Origin of the sequence: Brenneria uluponensis (assembly GCF_032395385.1) — a bacterium.
Lineage (GTDB): Bacteria > Pseudomonadota > Gammaproteobacteria > Enterobacterales > Enterobacteriaceae > Prodigiosinella > Prodigiosinella aquatilis.
In genome coordinates this window covers 4489138-4505140 of the sequence record NZ_CP135917.1, presented here as the reverse complement: position 1 = coordinate 4505140, position 16003 = coordinate 4489138, and the positions used below count along the sequence as shown (strand labels likewise).

Sequence of the window (16003 nt, the reverse complement as noted above, 5' to 3'; positions counted from 1 at the left end):
CACCCCGAATGCAGGATGTCGTAATACTATTGTCGCTATGAAGGTTGCCACAAATGAGTATAAATGGCGAGTTAGCGAAAAAACTATCGACTTTCCTGCAAAAAGACAAGTTTTCACAGGCGTAATTGAACGTGATCATCATTCGATATCTGGTACGGGAAACTTTCAAGAGCCAAGTAGCCATTCTTTTTATTCTGCTGCTGATTTTTTTCTGTCAAAAATTAGTACGAATATTAGGCGCTGCGGTTGATGGCGATATTCCGACAAATTTGGTTTTATCCCTGCTGGGGCTGGGTATCCCGGAGATGGCGCAGCTTATTCTGCCGTTGAGCCTGTTCCTCGGATTATTGATGGCCTATGGCCGTTTATACTCTGAAAGTGAAATCACAGTCATGCATGCCTGCGGGATGGGGAAGAATGTCCTGCTGAAGGCGGCGTTATTGTTGTCTATATTCACTGTTGTACTGGCGACGGTGAATGTCTTATGGCTGAGCCCCTGGTCCTCGCGTCATCAGGATGAAGTGTTGGCGGAGGCGAAAGCCAACCCCGGAATGGCAACGTTGGCGGAAGGGCAGTTTCAATCGACTCAGGATGGTAACTCTGTGCTGTTTGTCAGCAATGTCAACGGCCAGGAGTTCGAACATGTATTTTTGGCACAGTTGCGCCCCCGCGATAATAGCCGTCCATCTGTGGTGGTGGCAGACCGTGGTCATGTTTCACAGAACAGTGATGGTTCCCAGATTGTCACGCTGAATAAGGGTACCCGCTATGAAGGTACGGCTATGCTGCGCGATTTTCGCATCACGGATTTTAAAGACTATAAGGCTATCGTGGGTCATCAGGCAGTGACCGTTGATCCCAGTAATGTAGAACAGATGAGCATGAAAACGCTGTGGCACTCCAAAGATATTAATGCCAGAGCTGAGTTTCATTGGCGTTTGACGTTGATCGTTTCTGTTTTGGTGATGGCCATAATGGTGGTGCCACTCAGTGTGGTTAACCCGCGTCAGGGGCGTGTGTTGAGTATGCTCCCGGCAATGTTGCTCTACCTGATTTTCTTTTTGTTACAGAGCTCGTTACGTTCCAATGCTGGCAAAGGTAAGCTCGACCCGATGATATGGATGTGGTTTACCAACCTGGTCTATTTCGCTATTGGAGTGGGACTCAACCTGTGGGATAGCGTTCCTGCGCGTAAAATACGGGCCCGTCTGAATCTGAGAGGGGCGGCCTGATGTTTGGTGTATTAGATCGTTATATCGGTAAAACCATTTTTAATACCATCATGATGACTTTGTTCATGTTGGTTTCGTTGTCCGGCATCATCAAGTTTGTTGATCAGTTACGTAAGGTAGGGCAGGGCAGTTATTCGGTGATGGGTGCCGGTATATACACACTGCTCAGTGTGCCGAAAGACATTGAAATATTTTTCCCGATGGCGGCTTTATTGGGTGCGTTGTTAGGGTTGGGAACACTGGCTACCCGCAGTGAGTTAGTGGTGATGCAGGCCTCTGGTTTTACCCGTCTACAAATTGCTGGTTCGGTAATGAAAACCGCCATTCCGCTGGTACTGCTGACGATGATGATCGGTGAGTGGGGCGCGCCACAAGGCGAGCAGTTGGCGCGTGATTATCGTTCCCAGATGATGTACGGTGGTTCCATGCTTTCCTCCCAAAATGGATTATGGGCCAAAGACGGCAACGATTTTGTGTATATTCAGCGGGTCGTGAGTGACACCGAGCTTGCCGGGGTGAATATTTACCATTTCGACAAAAATGATAAATTGCTTTTTGTCCGTTATGCCGCTTCCGCCAATTTCGATGATGGTGTCTGGAAGCTGTCTCAGGTTGAAGAGTCTGATCTCCAAAACAGCAAACAGATTGGTGGTAGCCAGATGCTCAGTGGCGTGTGGAAAACCAATCTGACGCCAGACAAATTGAGTGCGGTAGCCCTTGACCCCAGTGCGCTCTCTATTCATGGTTTGTACAACTATATTAAATATCTTAAACAGAGTGGGCAGGAATCTAATCGCTATCAGCTCAACATGTGGAGCAAGCTGTTTTCACCCTTTTCTGTAGCTGTGATGATGCTAATGGCACTATCCTTTATTTTCGGTCCATTGCGCAGTGTATCGGCAGGTATGAGGATAGTGATTGGTATCAGCTTCGGTTTCCTGTTTTATGTGCTGGATCAGATCTTCGGACCGTTGAGTCTGGTGTATCACATTCCGCCGATTCTGGGGGCATTACTGCCAAGCACGCTATTCCTGGTTATCAGCATTTTGTTGTTGCTCAAGCGTCGATAAAGCTGCTGATGCATCAGCAACCACCTGATGCAACACATCATAATTGCGAGATAATGTACAAAGAGACGATTTTTTCAGCATTCAAGTCAGATATTTATGGATTAGGGTTGCGCAAGCGTAATGCCACGGTATAATCCACGACGTTTTCCGCATACTACTTCAGTGCCGAAGTGGCGAAATCGGTAGACGCAGTTGATTCAAAATCAACCGCCGCAAGGTGTGCCGGTTCGAGTCCGGCCTTCGGCACCAACAGTATGTAAAAAGACCTCAACTGAGGTCTTTTTTTATGCCTGAAATCCGCGCTACACAAGGCTTTGCCCGAATTTTCTGTCAACGGAAGTCAACCTGACTCCACCCACATCAATCTGCTTGTGAGTATAGAACCGAGTATATATGCTGGTTCGATATTGCTTATATACTCACAGCAGGATTATGGAAGGACAACCACTATGGCCCTGACAGATACCAAGGTACGTTCTGCTAAACCTGAAGAAAAAGAGTATTCGTTGGTTGATGGCGATGGCATGTTTTTGCTGGTTCATCCCAACGGCTCAAAATACTGGCGCTTTCGTTTTCGCTTCGGTGGCAAACAACACCTGATGGCGTTTGGCGTCTATCCCGAAATTTCACTGGCTGATGCAAGGCAAAAGCGAGAAGCCGCTAGAAAGCTGGTCGCTGCCGGTATTGATCCGCGTGAGCAAAAACGTGCTGTGCAAGAAGAACAGGCGAAAGCGGTATTCACCTTTGAGTTCGTAGCCCGAGAGTGGCACGCCACCAATCAAAAGTGGTCGGAAGAGCACAGCAGGCGAGTACTGAAAAGTCTGGAAGATAATCTTTTCTCTGCTATTGGCAAACGTAACGTTGCCGAGCTTAAAACGCGTGACCTGTTAGCGCCTATCAAGACGGTGGAACAGTCGGGCCGCCTCGAAGTCGCGTCACGGCTTCAGCAACGCACGACAGCGATAATGCGCTACGCCGTACAGAGTGGATTAATCGACTACAACCCAGCACAGGAAATGGCAGGTGCAGTTGCATCGAGCAATCGGCAACATCGCCCGGCACTGGAGCTAAAGCGTACTCCCGAACTGCTTCAGCGCATCGATAGCTACACCGGCAGACCGTTAACCCGCTTGTCGGTAGAATTGACGCTATTGATCTTTATCCGCTCCAGCGAACTGCGTTTTGCCCGTTGGTCGGAGATCGATTTTGAAACTTCAATGTGGACCATTCCCCCTGAGCGTGAACCCATCGAAGGTGTGAAACATTCCCATCGCGGTTCTAAAATGCGTACTCCGCACTTGGTGCCACTTTCCCGGCAGGCGTTGGTTATCCTTAAGCGAATACAGCAAGTTAGCGGTGACCATGAACTGATCTTTATTGGCGATCACAATCCGCGTAAGCCCATGAGCGAAAACACGGTGAATAACGCGCTGCGGGTAATGGGGTATGACACTAAGGTTGAAGTCTGCGGCCACGGTTTTCGTACTATGGCTTGTAGCTCTTTGATTGAATCAGGATTGTGGTCTAGGGATGCGGTAGAGCGGCAGATGAGCCATATGGAACGCAACGGTGTTCGCGCTGCCTATATCCACAAAGCGGAACATCTGGATGAGCGCAGGCTAATGCTGCAATGGGGGGCGGATTTATCTGGATGCCAATCGGGATGAGTATGTGGTGCCGTATGAGTTTAAAAAGATCTGATTCATTAGTGAGTTAACGATGAAAAAAACGAAAAAACCAAAAAAACCAATGGTGGCGCTTACTTCTTTGATTGAAGAGGCAGAACAGCGTCATCAGAGGGTCTTACAGGGGCTTGCTGATGTTGATGCTAGGCGTGTTGTAAATCACGCTGATATGCAGGCGTTTATTGCCAGACTGAAGCAAGCATAATCGATAGAAATACAGGGGCGTATCCTATATCGAAAGCATATGTATTAAGCACCGCGCCAGCCCCTTTTTTGGGAGGGGCTGGCGCTCATTTTTCTTATGTGGATGATTTTCCTGCTGCTCATCATACCTAGGTATCATTTCCACCAGATCGTTTTCCACCGTATAGAAGTAGCAAGCCGGAACCTGTATCATCGATGCTAGCCGACAAGCCAGTGCAAAATCCGGCTTATGAATACCGCGCTAATCTTAACCCAGTGACAGCTTAAGCTGCATCCCGCAAGCAGCAGCATACCGTTGCAAGGTTGAGATACTCGCACTGGAAACATTTCTCTCAAGGCGGCTCACCGCAGGTTGGCTTACACCCATGCGAGCTGCGATCTCTGTACTTGTCAGACCTGACTTGGACTTCATTTCGATCAGAACAGCGCGAAGCTCTTCTTCTTGAGTTTCGTCCTCATACGCTTTTTTAACTTCAGGATTAGAAAGCGCTTTCGCTTTAACTTCAGAGAAGTTGATACCTTTAACTGCCATCTTTCAATTCCTCCCATCTTGACTTTGCCAGCGCTATTTCAGCTTTCGGGGTCTTAGGGGCTTTCTTTACGAACGTCCTTAAAATATAGATCTTACGTCCTTTTGCGTAAGCAAAAAACGTTCTGCTTATGTCTTTTCTACCAACCCGTAGCTCAAACAATCCACCTTCAATGATGTCCGTGTCTGGATATCTTAGCTCTGGCCCTTTAGCTTCAAGTTTCTCAAGCCCTTTAAGCGCTTTTGCTTGCATAACAGGTTCAAGGTCATAAATTTCGTTTGCAGCTTCGGGGTGAAAAATCAATTCGTACATGTCAGTCCCCTTATTAATGGGGAATATAATCCATAAGTTATAATAACTCAAATGTTATATTTTAGCGTATTGGCATACTAAACCATTAGCAAGCCATCCCCCACCTTTCCCCCACTTGCTCAGGGATCACGGCTTCCCCAACCATGATTTTCATGGCTAGATTAAAAGTGATTATTTATTAGTGAGTTAAGTTATTCCCCCACTTCGCGTCTATATATGCGTGGGAAGTGGGGGAAAATGCCGGATAGGATGACGCATTATCCGTTCGCCCCCACTTTCCCCCGTTTAATCCCCCATCTTATTCCGTTGCGATAACGGCGTGATCCGTTCCCCTTCAAAGGCGATCAGGCCATCTTTTTCCAGCTTGTCCAACCATCGGGTGAACTTCTTGTTCACATCAAAGCCCATTGCCCGCATATCGTCTCGTACTAATGAACGGGTGCAGCCTTCGCCGTTGCCCGTGCGTGAACGAATGGCCTGCCATAAGGCGACATGGTTTTCTGTCAGCCTAGAAATACCGGCTAAATCAGGATCGTTGCCAACATCATCCTCTCTGACTTCACGGCCTTCATCGTTCAGTACCAGCGAGGTGATCTGATCGCCATCATCGTCTACGTACAGATTGACAGCATTCAGGTCATAGGCCCGGCGCGGCGGCTCTTCCGCATCTTTCATCTTGGTGCAACTGAGGATCAACGCGCCGCCATCACCTTCATGTCTGACGTTAAATTCCACGTCCAGCGAGGCACGGAAGGCGCTGGAGCCCCGGGCCCCTTTGTCCTGATCTTTGCCTGAATGATGAATAATCAGCACTGTGGCCTGTGTTGCCGCTTTAATCGCGTCACATCCCTGAATGAATGCGCCCATGTTCTTAGCTGCGTTCATACGTGAATACTACTGTGGATGATAATCTGGTGGTACCTCTGATGCACTATTGTCATACACACTATTGTTATAGTCTGGTGGCACGTCTGATGTGTTGGCAGGCTGATCCCAGGAATACGCCTGCGGAATTTTTTCTCCCTTTGCGTACATGCACTGCATATAGATAGTATCAAACTGATCTTGTAAGGAACTTTGGGTACGGTCACCGTTACCGCCAGCGATCGCTGATCCTATCAGCAAGCCACTGGCTGCCCCTACTGCCACGCCATTGGCAGTACCTCCCGGTGCTCTGCTTGCTGCTCCCAATAGCGCCCCTGCTGCAGTACCAATAGCTGCGCCGGTGGCGGCAGTGGCTATACTTTGATTGTTGGCGGTGTTTGCCTCACCATTGAGCGAACGATAGGCCGTATTCTTACAGACGGCGTCGTCGGCCTGGAATTGCTCATAACTTTTACCATTACCGGGCAGGGATATCACCGTTGGTGCTGTAGGTGTGGATACGCACCCCGTTAGTTCGGCGCTCGCAAGTAGCACGATGCCGACTACTGCACAATTCTTTTTCATTCGCTAGTCCTTCCCCCTTCCTGATGAGACTTCATTGGTATTACGGTTTATCAGACACCACTTTCATCCACCCACTGGGGCAGCGAGCGATTTTTGGGTAATACCCGGTCGGATGGCGACAGTAGTAACGGTACGTCGGTGTTTTTTCAACCCATACCTGGGGTTGCGGCGGCGGAGCATAAATCACTCTCGGCCCTGGGTCCGGCCTGACGACGATGACAGGCCCCGGATACCACATCGGTCCCCACCAACCAGGCCCTAGCCACGGACCAGGACCAGGACCAGGTGGTCCGGCGAAAGCTGATGCACTGAATCCTGCTGCAAACAGCGCTCCGGCAGCGAAAATAGCAAGTCCGGTATTTTTCCTCATATTCCTCTCCACAACACGTTACTTAAACAAGCAATAAGCCCTTAATCCACCACATTTCAGACAGATCGCCCAGACTGATGTAGTGTGCATGATCAGGTCAAGAAACTGTGTTGGCACATAAGCGCTATATGTGTGAATACAACATCAGCAATTCCTGGGGCTGTTCCCGCAAAAAAAAAGATCAAGGCGGTAACGCTTATTCCATTCTACTCAGCGGCCAGTAATTGTTATTCAGCGGGGCATAAAGAAAGCGATAAGAATATTTCAATGAGTTTTAAGTGGAAAATAGAATATAGGTGGTTTTAACGGGGCGACGCATAATCGAGGCTAAGATTCAGAGAAACGCTAAACCTCGTGTCGTTTTTTGTCACTATGCAGGAAGATCTCGCGCCGGGCTAGCCAGTGGGATGTTGTGCGGATTGATCACTGATGAAGTCACAGTACGACACTGGTGGATAGTTAACGACACCACCGTATGATTAGCCCTGCGTGCTTATTGATTATCCTCCACATGCGGATGATTGCGCTTCCCAGTTAAACACAGTAGGGTAACAAAGATAAAAAACGCACGGCGAATAACCGGGCTCGTACTTCACTCCTTTCGTATTCGGATCTTATCTTGAAATCTGTTTTTTCCAGTCAGGTGACGGTGTCCGTAGGCGACGGATTACCGATGCCAATGCGGATTGGTGCCATTCTCACTATTGCTTTCGGTATCACCATGGCGGTGCTGGACGGGGCGATCGTCAACGTGGCGTTGCCCACCATCGCTGCTGATTTTAATGCCAGCCCAGCGTCTTCGATCTGGGTGATTAATGCCTATCAACTGGCAATCACCATGACGTTGCTGCCGTTTTCATCGCTCGGCGATATCATTGGTTATCGCCGTATCTATATGGTGGGGCTGGTGTTGTTTACCCTGATGTCGCTGGTGTGTTCACTGTCGGATTCACTGACGACGCTGACGCTGGCGCGAATCCTGCAAGGGCTGGCGGCGGCGGCACTGATGAGTGTCAATATCGCGCTGGTCCGGCTGATTTACCCCAAGGACCGCTTAGGGCGAGGCATTGCGATCAATTCTCTGGTGGTGGCGGTGGCCAGTGCTGCTGGGCCGACCATTGCGGCAGGCATTTTGGGCATAGCGTCGTGGCAGTGGCTGTTTGCTATTAACGTGCCGTTCGGCATCGTAGCTCTGATATTAGGGTGGCGTTTTCTGCCGTGCAATGAAGGGCGGCGATCGTCGCGTTTCGACACACCGAGCGCACTGCTTAACGCCTTGACTTTTGGCCTATTCTTTATCGCGTTGGGTGGCTTTGCTCATAATCAGAATCTGTGGCTGGTGCTGGGAGAACTGATACTGACACTGTTGGTCGGGCTTTATTTCTTCCGACGTCAGTTGAGCCAGACGTACCCGCTGTTGCCGGTGGACCTGCTACGGATCCCGGTGTTTGCGCTGTCGATGGGTACCTCAATCAGCTCTTTTTGTGCGCAGATGCTGGCGATGGTGTCGATTCCATTCTATTTTCAGAATACGCTGGGACTGAGTGAAATTGAAACCGGTTTATTGCTGACGCCCTGGCCACTGGCGATTATGGTGACGGCGCCGTTGGCGGGCAGGTTGCTGGAGCGTGTCAATGCTGGAATATTGTGTACCATCGGCCTGACGTTGTTCTCGCTGGGGCTCTTTTCGCTGGCCTGGTTGCCTGCCGCGCCAGGTTATCTGGATATCTGTTTGCGTATGATATTGTGCGGTGTTGGCTTCGGACTGTTTCAGTCGCCGAATAACCACACCATTATCAGCGCTGCTCCTCGCCATCGTAGCGGCGGTGCCAGCGGCATGTTGGGCACCGCACGGCTGGTCGGACAAACGATGGGGGCGGCTCTGGTGGCGTTAATGTTCAACCAGTTTGGCGGGCAAGGCACTCACGTTTCGCTGATTGCCGCAGGTACCTTTGCCGCGCTGGCGGCCGTAGTTAGTGGTCCGCGCATTTCCCGCATGAGCCGTTCGCTATTGAATTCTTAAGGTGTATGCCGCTGGTCCTTTATTCGGCCGGCGGCCATGCCTGTGTATTCACGATGCCACCATCACCGTGACGCCCAGCGATTCAAAGGAGGCGATCGCCTCCTGGGTGATGCCCGCGTCAGTGATCAGATAGTGAATGTTGCTCCATTCGCACGGCAGGGCGAACATCGAGACCTTGCCGATCTTACTGGAGTCTGCCACCACATAGACGGTTTTGGCTGAGCGGATCATGGCGCTTTTCACCTTGATGTCGGTTTCGCTGGGAAAGCTTAATCCCAGGCGTGGCGAGATCGCGGCGGTGGCAAGGAACAGTTTCTCGGCCAGCACATTTTCGAAAAAGCTGGCTGCTTTTTCCCCCGAGGTTGACAGCGTGGGAAACTTGAACGTCCCGCCGGTGAGCAGGATATTGATACCGGGTTCACCGCCCAATTTGAGGGCAATATTGACGGCCGTGGTAATGACCGACAAGCGGTGAATATTCGGCATATGTTGCACAATCGCCGTAGTGGTGGTACCGGAATCGAAAATCACCGTATCGCCGTTTTCGATCTGTTCGGCTGCCAGACGGCCGATCGCGTCTTTCTCTTCCAAATGAATTTGCCGTTCCAGCAACAACGCTCCCGTGTTCTGTTTACCCGTAACCAGCGTCGCCCCGCCGTAATAACGCTGAACGTAACCTTCTTTCTGCAACTCACGAAGATCGGTGCGGATCGTCGCTTCGGTCAGTCCGAAAGTTTCGGTCAACATTTTCACTGTGACGGTGCCGTCTTCACGGATCATCTCCAGGATCTTGTCCCTGCGCTGCCTCATATCCGCCAATTGTTCACTTTTGTTTTTCAATCGAAATGTTCCTTTTTATGCCGAGTGACGCTCTCCAGCTGCCAATTGATCAAAGTTTACCGCCCGCCCGCCGGAAATGCGAGGCGATGGCGATGAAAACCTATCGATGTTTTCTGCCGGGTTCTTATGCGATCCACGCTCATTTTTACACATCATGTCAGGGAGAGCGGCAGTTTGCTGCATCGAACTCGATATCTGTTTTACCTTTTCTTTTTTTATTTTTGTTTGATATTTGATCTCTGCCACAAAATAGGTTAAATAGATGTTATATGTTTTCGATCGAAAATCAATTGAAAATGAATATTCGCGTTTTTGTTAGCAGTCAGGAGGTGAGGGTGGACATACAAGCAATCAGACGGACAGCGCGACAAGCCCGACGCTATGTGTTGCAGATGAATCATCGGGCAGGTAAAGGACACACCGGAGCAGATTTATCGGAGGTGGACATTATTTGCACGCTGTTTATGGCGGTCATGGATCGCACGCAGGAACGGCCCAATCAGGATCGGTTTATTTTGTCGAAAGGGCATGGGGCCGGCGGACTCTACTGTAGCGCTGCCGCGATGGGTCTGATTGATCCCTCGATACTGAATCAGTATATGGGGGACGACACACTGCTGGCGGGTCACCCCATCCATCAGAAATTGCCGGAGTTAGTGGAGATCAATTCTGGTGCGCTGGGTCATGGTTTGCCTATCGGAGTGGGACTGGCACTGGGCAATAAGCTGGCCGACCGTGGTCACCGCCGCGTTTTCGTGCTGCTGGGGGATGGCGAACTGGCGGAAGGATCCAACTGGGAAGCCGCCATGGCGGCGAGTAAGTTCCAGTTAGATAACCTGATCGCCATTGTCGATCGAAACCGTTTGCAATTGGCAGGTAAAACCGAAGAGATCATGCCGCTGGAACCATTGGACGAAAAATGGCGCGCCTTTGGCTTTGATGTCCGGATCTGTGACGGTCATGATCCGCAGGCACTTATCCAGGCGATTGAAGCCCCGTCGGTGGGTAAACCTCGGGTGATCCTGGCTAATACCGAAAAAGGGCGTGGTATTTCGTTCATGGCAAATGTACCGGCATGGCATCACGCGGTGCCGAATGATGAACAGCTGGCGCTAGGGCTGGTGGAGCTGGAGGACTGACCATGCAAGACTTACGTGATGCGGTAGTGGCCACGCTGCTGGAGGCGCAGAACGCTGGCGCTGACCTGTGCGTGGTGGTGGCGGACTCTACCTCCACCTCAAAAATTTCTCCATTTGAAAAAGCGTTTCCTGAACGCGTAGTAAATGTCGGTATTGCCGAACAGAACATGGTGGGCATCGCCGCAGGATTATCGCTGAGTGGCTCAACGGTTTTTACAGCCAATGCCGCGCCTTTTCTGCTGGCACGCGCCAATGAACAGGTGAAAAACGATATTTGTTACACCGAAGCCAACGTGAAGATGTTGGGGTTGAATGCCGGGTTTGCGTACGGCCCGTTGGGGGCGACTCATCACTGTATGAATGATATCGCTATCGCACGTTCAATGGGCAACCTGCAAATCTTCGCGCCAGCGGACGCGGTGCAGGCCAGTGCGGTGGTGCGTCATGCCATCGTCCATCGCGGGCCTGTGTATATCCGTATGGATAGCGACAAGTTGCCGGTATTGCACGATGAAGACTGGCGTTTTACGCCGGGTAAACCGGTGGTATTACAGCAAGGCGCCGATACGGTGGTGTTTTGTCTTGGGACGCTGGCTCACGAAGCGCTGGCGGCCTCACCGGATATTACCGTGGTCTCGCTGCCGTCGCTGTGGCCGCTGGATGAACAGGCCATGCTGAACCTGATACATGAACACCAGACGGTGATCACCATGGAAGAGCATGTGCTGAGTGGCGGTCTGGGCAGTATTGTCGGCGAAATCTTACTGCGTCATCAGTTGCGCCCGACGTTTATCCCGCTCGGCATCCCGCCGTATGAATTTACCCATAGCAGCAATCGTAGCACGTTGCGCCGACAATTCCGCATTGACACGGCAGGGCTGCGTCAGACGCTGGAACAACGGGCGCTCCACAGTTTTGCATAAAGGTTGACTTGTCGGCGACGGCACTGGGTTTTCTGATCGTGGGATCGGGTGTTGCGGCCATGATGGGTCGTTCTATTCGTAGAGAAAGGAGAAAACTGTAATGAGCAGTGAATATGACGTGAATCTACGTTATGGCGTGGATATCGGGCTGGATCTGAGCGGCAAGGTGGCGGTGGTCACGGGCGGGTTGGGTGGCATCGCGATGGCGAGCAATGAAATGTTGCTGGAAAAAAGCGCCAGTCTGGCGTTGCTCTATCCCCATTTTGAGTGTGAAAAAGCGGCAGAGGTAGCAGAGCGTTTTGACCCCGCGCGGGTGCAGTTTGTCGAGTGCGACGTCACCGCGCCAGAGGATGTGGAACGGGCATTTAGCGCGGTTGAGGCGCACTACGGTCATATTGATATTCTGATCAATTGCGCGGGCTATGTGATGCTGCAACCTGTACTCGAAACCGAGTTTGCCGAGTGGCAAAAACAGATTGCCGTCAATTTGACCGGGCCTTTCCTGTGCTCGCAGGCGGCGGCGAAATGCATGATCAATGCCGGGAAGGGCGGGAAAATCATTAATATCGCCTCGCAAGCCGCTTCCATCGCCATTGATAACCATGTTGCTTACACCTCCGCCAAAGCGGGACTGTTGGGAATGACCAAGGTGATGGCGAAAGAGTTCGCACCGCACCGTATCAACGTTAATACTCTGTCGCCGACGGTGGTGCTGACGCCGATGGGCGAAAAAGCCTGGCGCGGCGAGAAAGGTGAAGCGATGAAAAAACTGATCCCACTGGGTCGTTTTGCGTACACCGATGAAATTGCGGCGGCGGTGCTGTTCTTTGCCAGTAACGGCAGCGACATGATCACCGGCACCGACCTGATGATTGATGGCGGCTTCACCATCTGGTGATGATCATGCTTGTGCCATGATTTTAATAAATGTAATAGAAAACCATTGATTACGCCGTTTCGCTGTACCCCGACAATAACTAAGAAAGAGAGAATATAATGATGAAATTGCGTTCAAAGCTGTTAGCTGTTGCCATCACCAGTGTCTTGTCGCTGACTGCCCACGCGGCGGGAAAAGGCACGATCATGATTATGGTCAACTCGTTGGATAATCCTTATTACGCCTCGGAAGCCAAAGGGGCGGACAAGAAGGCACAGGAACTGGGTTACAAGACTACCGTGCTGTCGCACGGCGAGGACGTAAAGAAACAGAGTGAGCTGATCGATGCCGCTATCGGTGAGAAAGTCAAAGGCATCATACTGGATAACGCCGACTCCACTGCCAGCGTCGCCGCGATTAAGAAAGCCAAAAATGCCGGTATTCCGGTAGTGTTGATCAACCGTGAAATCCCGGTTGATGGCGTGGCGCTGGTGCAAATTACCCACAATAACTTCCAGGCGGGTTCAGATGTCGCCAACGTGTTCGTCGAAAAAATGGGTGAAAAAGGCAAGTATGCCGAGCTGACCTGTAGTCTGGCGGATAACAACTGCGTGACCCGTTCCAAATCCTTCCATCAGGTGCTTGATCAATACCCGGACATGACCAGCATAGCCCGCCAGGATGCTAAAGGCACCTTGATTGATGGCAAGCGTATCATGGACAGCATTCTGCAGGCGCATCCAGACGTGAAAGGAGTGATCTGTGGCAACGGCCCGGTGGCGTTGGGCGCTATCGCCGCGTTGAAAGCCGCCGGACGTAATGATGTGGTGGTGGTCGGTATCGACGGCAGTAATGACGAGCGTGATGCGGTGAAAGAAGGTTCGCTGAAAGCCACCGTGATGCTGCAAGCCCAGTCCATCGCCGCCCAGGGCGTCACCGACCTCGACAATTATCTCCAAAAGGGTGAGAAACCCGCTAAACAGCGCGTCATGTTCCGCGGCATTTTGATCACGCCGGAAAACGCGAACAAGGTACAAGACTTCAATTTCAAGTCCTGAGGCTACGCTGTTGCGCCCCTGCAGGGGCGCAAAGGAGAGAGATATGTCCGCAAAGAGGTCCAGACCCGTCTGGCTGGCATTAGTCATTCTGGGATTGGGCGGTTGCCGCATCGTGTCGCAGCAGGAGCTGGCCGACCTGAAGCATCCCCCTAACCCTTATCTGGCGAACATCAACAAGACCTGGCAGCAGAAGATTGTGCCGCAAGTGGTGAGCGAGGCCCGGCCCGTCTCCGATGTGATGCGCGATCTGCACGCCGCCAAAGAGATGGATAGTGCCTGTAAAAAATTTGGTTATCGCGCGCAGGATGAGACGCCATGCATCTTCACCGTTCGTGTCACCGGTACCGTGACGAGCATTGATACCACCTCGCGCAACGGCAAGATGGTGATTCAAGACGTCAGCGGTGAAAGCATTACGGTGCAACTGGGGCCAACGCTCCGTGGCACCGAACTGCGAGATGGCTACAAAGGCATAGGATATCAGGATTTTAATGATCAGGTGTTGTACGGAGACTTTGGCCGCGTCATCAATCAGCAGGCACTGACGATGATCCGGTCGGTCCATCCCAACGTAGGCGATCGACTGAGTGTTAGTGGCGTGTTCAGCAGTTGGGATATCCCTCAGACCGTGCCAGATATCACTCCGGCACAGATAACGCGTGATGGCAAGGAGGGATGATGGCAGACATGATCGTACCGATGAGACTGGCGACTGTGATGGCGTCCGACGCGCCTGCCGTATCTAACGCACAACCGGCGGCGCTGGCTGACGTTGAACCGGAAGTGATCATTGAAACACGTAACCTGTCACGCGTTTATCCTGGCGTAACCGCGCTCGATCAGGTCAATTACAAGGTCTATCGCAACAAGGTGAATGTGCTGATCGGCGAAAATGGCGCGGGCAAATCCACTATGATGAAAATGCTGGCGGGGGTTGAGATGCCCTCGTCAGGGCAGATTATGCTGGATGGCGTGCCAGTGACGCTGGATTCGACCCATCAGGCGGAAAAACAGGGGATCAGCATTATTTTTCAGGAGCTGAACCTGTTTCCCAATATGAGCGTCATGGACAATATATTCATTGCGAACGAGTTTTTTCAACGTGGCGTGATCAACGAAAAGTATCAATACGCACTGGCGACGACATTGCTGCAACGGCTGGAGCTGGATATCGACCCGCACATGCTGCTCGGCGAGCTGGGCATCGGCCATCAGCAACTGGTGGAGATCGCCCGCGCGTTGTCCAAGGATACCCGGGTGTTGATCATGGACGAACCAACGTCCGCTCTGAGCCAGTCTGAAGTGAAGATCCTGTTTGGCGTAATTGAACAGCTCAAGCGGCGTGGCGTCACTATCATCTATATCTCCCATCGACTGGAAGAGCTGATGGAGATTGGCGATCACATCACCATTTTCCGCGATGGCTGTTTTATCGCTGAACGGGAAGTACGCCACGCCAGCGTGCCCTGGATCATTGAACAGATGGTGGGCGACAAGAAAAAACATTTTGATTATCAACCCGCGCCGCAAGGAGAAAGCGTCCTGGCGGTACAGGGGGTGACGGCGCTGCATCAGAGCGGCGGTTACTGCCTTCATGATGTCTCTTTCAACCTGCATAAAGGGGAAGTGGTGGGGATTTACGGCCTGCTGGGATCCGGACGTACCGAACTGTTCAAAGGGCTGATTGGGCTGATGCCGTGTCAGCAGGGCAGTGTGTGCCTGAATGGCGATAACCTTGATCGCCTCAGTTTCCAGCAACGACTGAAAAAAGGCATCGCGCTGGTGCCGGAAGATCGGCAGAAAGAGGGCGTGGTGCAGTTAATGTCCATCAAAGCCAACATGATGCTCTCTTCGTTCAGTCTGTGCAGTTTCTGGCGAGCCTGGTCCTGGTTGAAATCCGCAAACGAGGATCGGCGGGTGAACGAGATGGTGCGACAACTCGCCATCAAAGCAGGAGATACCGAACTGCCGATTACCTCGTTATCGGGTGGGAACCAGCAGAAGGTGGTGTTGGGTAAGGCGCTGATGACCAACCCGCATGTGGTGCTGTTGGATGAGCCGACTCGCGGTATCGATGTGGGTGCCAAGACGGATGTGTATCACCTGATTGGTCGTATGGCTCAGCAGGGGTTATCAGTCATGTTTTCCTCGTCGGAGCTTGATGAGGTGATGGCACTGGCTGATCGCATTCTGGTGATGGCTGACGGGCGCATCATGGCGGACTTGCCCCGCGAACAGGCAACGCGAGAGGCGCTGATCAACGCTTCTACCCCCCACGCATAAACTGGCCG

Annotated in this window: 15 protein-coding genes, 1 tRNA gene and 2 pseudogenes; 12 read left to right on the top strand and 6 right to left on the bottom strand. The window is 51.7% G+C overall.

Translation table 11 applies throughout. The features are described from left to right. Window positions 1–131 precede the first annotated feature (131 nt). The 5 genes and pseudogenes from lptF to RS889_RS20995 all read left to right on the top strand — a co-directional run bounded on the left by lptF (window position 132) and on the right by RS889_RS20995 (window position 4192). The gene (lptF, locus tag RS889_RS21015) at window positions 132–1232 is read left to right on the top strand and encodes an LPS export ABC transporter permease LptF (protein ID WP_290181411.1); all 1101 of its coding nucleotides are present in this window, start codon (window positions 132–134) and stop codon (window positions 1230–1232) included. Next, entirely contained in the window at window positions 1232–2302 is a 1071-nt protein-coding gene (gene lptG, locus RS889_RS21010; RefSeq protein ID WP_315708606.1) for an LPS export ABC transporter permease LptG, read from the top strand. The genes lptF and lptG overlap by 1 nt, the downstream gene beginning before the upstream one ends. A gap of 164 nt (window positions 2303–2466) precedes the next feature. Continuing rightward, window positions 2467–2551, top strand: a tRNA-Leu gene (locus RS889_RS21005). A gap of 200 nt (window positions 2552–2751) precedes the next feature. Continuing rightward, window positions 2752–4003, top strand: a pseudogene (locus tag RS889_RS21000) (tyrosine-type recombinase/integrase). Between the two features lie 18 nt (window positions 4004–4021). Beyond that, a complete protein-coding gene (locus tag RS889_RS20995; RefSeq protein WP_315708605.1) occupies window positions 4022–4192 on the top strand; it encodes a CopG family transcriptional regulator in 171 nt (56 codons plus the stop codon). Between the two features lie 246 nt (window positions 4193–4438). Here RS889_RS20995 and RS889_RS20990 read toward each other — a convergent pair whose 3' ends face one another. The 5 genes and pseudogenes from RS889_RS20990 to RS889_RS20970 all read right to left on the bottom strand — a co-directional run bounded on the left by RS889_RS20990 (window position 4439) and on the right by RS889_RS20970 (window position 6852). Next, window positions 4439–4723 (bottom strand): helix-turn-helix domain-containing protein, encoded by a 285-nt coding sequence (locus RS889_RS20990; RefSeq protein ID WP_315708604.1) that lies wholly within the window; start codon window positions 4721–4723, stop codon window positions 4439–4441. Continuing rightward, entirely contained in the window at window positions 4713–5033 is a 321-nt protein-coding gene (locus RS889_RS20985) for a type II toxin-antitoxin system RelE/ParE family toxin (protein ID WP_315708603.1), read from the bottom strand. The genes RS889_RS20990 and RS889_RS20985 overlap by 11 nt, the downstream gene beginning before the upstream one ends. A 285-nt stretch (window positions 5034–5318) precedes the next feature. Beyond that, window positions 5319–5915: pseudogene (locus RS889_RS20980) on the bottom strand (P-loop NTPase family protein); the annotation flags it as partial. Between the two features lie 12 nt (window positions 5916–5927). Next, complete coding sequence (locus RS889_RS20975) at window positions 5928–6482, bottom strand: glycine zipper family protein (RefSeq protein ID WP_315708602.1); 555 nt, start codon at window positions 6480–6482, stop codon at window positions 5928–5930. A 40-nt stretch (window positions 6483–6522) separates the two neighbouring features. Further along, on the bottom strand, window positions 6523–6852 hold the full coding sequence (locus RS889_RS20970; protein WP_315708601.1) for a hypothetical protein: 330 nt from the start codon (window positions 6850–6852) through the stop codon (window positions 6523–6525). 673 nt (window positions 6853–7525) lie between these two features. Here RS889_RS20970 and RS889_RS20965 point away from each other — a divergent pair. Beyond that, entirely contained in the window at window positions 7526–8875 is a 1350-nt protein-coding gene (locus RS889_RS20965) for an MFS transporter (protein WP_021014247.1), read from the top strand. 48 nt (window positions 8876–8923) lie between these two features. Here the strand turns inward: RS889_RS20965 and RS889_RS20960 are convergent, their stop codons facing one another. Beyond that, window positions 8924–9715 (bottom strand): DeoR/GlpR family DNA-binding transcription regulator, encoded by a 792-nt coding sequence (locus RS889_RS20960; RefSeq protein WP_315708599.1) that lies wholly within the window; start codon window positions 9713–9715, stop codon window positions 8924–8926. A gap of 335 nt (window positions 9716–10050) precedes the next feature. Between RS889_RS20960 and RS889_RS20955 the strand changes: the two genes are divergently transcribed. The 6 genes from RS889_RS20955 to RS889_RS20930 all read left to right on the top strand — a co-directional run bounded on the left by RS889_RS20955 (window position 10051) and on the right by RS889_RS20930 (window position 15995). Next, window positions 10051–10854: a transketolase gene (locus tag RS889_RS20955; protein ID WP_315708598.1), complete on the top strand. Its 804-nt coding sequence runs from the start codon at window positions 10051–10053 to the stop codon at window positions 10852–10854. Window positions 10855–10856: 2 nt separating this feature from the next. Then, a complete protein-coding gene (locus RS889_RS20950; RefSeq protein WP_315708597.1) occupies window positions 10857–11777 on the top strand; it encodes a transketolase family protein in 921 nt (306 codons plus the stop codon). Window positions 11778–11877: 100 nt separating this feature from the next. After that, window positions 11878–12675: a GolD/DthD family dehydrogenase gene (locus tag RS889_RS20945; protein WP_315708596.1), complete on the top strand. Its 798-nt coding sequence runs from the start codon at window positions 11878–11880 to the stop codon at window positions 12673–12675. Window positions 12676–12776: 101 nt separating this feature from the next. Further along, a complete protein-coding gene (locus tag RS889_RS20940; protein ID WP_315711146.1) occupies window positions 12777–13712 on the top strand; it encodes a D-ribose ABC transporter substrate-binding protein in 936 nt (311 codons plus the stop codon). Between the two features lie 43 nt (window positions 13713–13755). Further along, on the top strand, window positions 13756–14391 hold the full coding sequence (locus RS889_RS20935; RefSeq protein ID WP_315708595.1) for a DUF2291 family protein: 636 nt from the start codon (window positions 13756–13758) through the stop codon (window positions 14389–14391). A gap of 38 nt (window positions 14392–14429) precedes the next feature. After that, complete coding sequence (locus tag RS889_RS20930; protein WP_315711144.1) at window positions 14430–15995, top strand: sugar ABC transporter ATP-binding protein; 1566 nt, start codon at window positions 14430–14432, stop codon at window positions 15993–15995. Window positions 15996–16003: the final 8 nt, after the last annotated feature.

Coding starts and splice junctions, on each gene's coding strand:
- lptG (WP_315708606.1), top strand. CDS start 1,232: ATGTTTGGTGTATTAGATCGTTATATCGGTAAAACCATTTTTAATACC.
- RS889_RS20995 (WP_315708605.1), top strand. CDS start 4,022: ATGAAAAAAACGAAAAAACCAAAAAAACCAATGGTGGCGCTTACTTCT.
- RS889_RS20990 (WP_315708604.1), bottom strand. CDS start 4,723: ATGGCAGTTAAAGGTATCAACTTCTCTGAAGTTAAAGCGAAAGCGCTT.
- RS889_RS20985 (WP_315708603.1), bottom strand. CDS start 5,033: ATGTACGAATTGATTTTTCACCCCGAAGCTGCAAACGAAATTTATGAC.
- RS889_RS20975 (WP_315708602.1), bottom strand. CDS start 6,482: ATGAAAAAGAATTGTGCAGTAGTCGGCATCGTGCTACTTGCGAGCGCC.
- RS889_RS20970 (WP_315708601.1), bottom strand. CDS start 6,852: ATGAGGAAAAATACCGGACTTGCTATTTTCGCTGCCGGAGCGCTGTTT.
- RS889_RS20965 (WP_021014247.1), top strand. CDS start 7,526: ATGCCAATGCGGATTGGTGCCATTCTCACTATTGCTTTCGGTATCACC.
- RS889_RS20950 (WP_315708597.1), top strand. CDS start 10,857: ATGCAAGACTTACGTGATGCGGTAGTGGCCACGCTGCTGGAGGCGCAG.
- RS889_RS20945 (WP_315708596.1), top strand. CDS start 11,878: ATGAGCAGTGAATATGACGTGAATCTACGTTATGGCGTGGATATCGGG.
- RS889_RS20940 (WP_315711146.1), top strand. CDS start 12,777: ATGAAATTGCGTTCAAAGCTGTTAGCTGTTGCCATCACCAGTGTCTTG.
- RS889_RS20935 (WP_315708595.1), top strand. CDS start 13,756: ATGTCCGCAAAGAGGTCCAGACCCGTCTGGCTGGCATTAGTCATTCTG.
- RS889_RS20930 (WP_315711144.1), top strand. CDS start 14,430: ATGGCGTCCGACGCGCCTGCCGTATCTAACGCACAACCGGCGGCGCTG.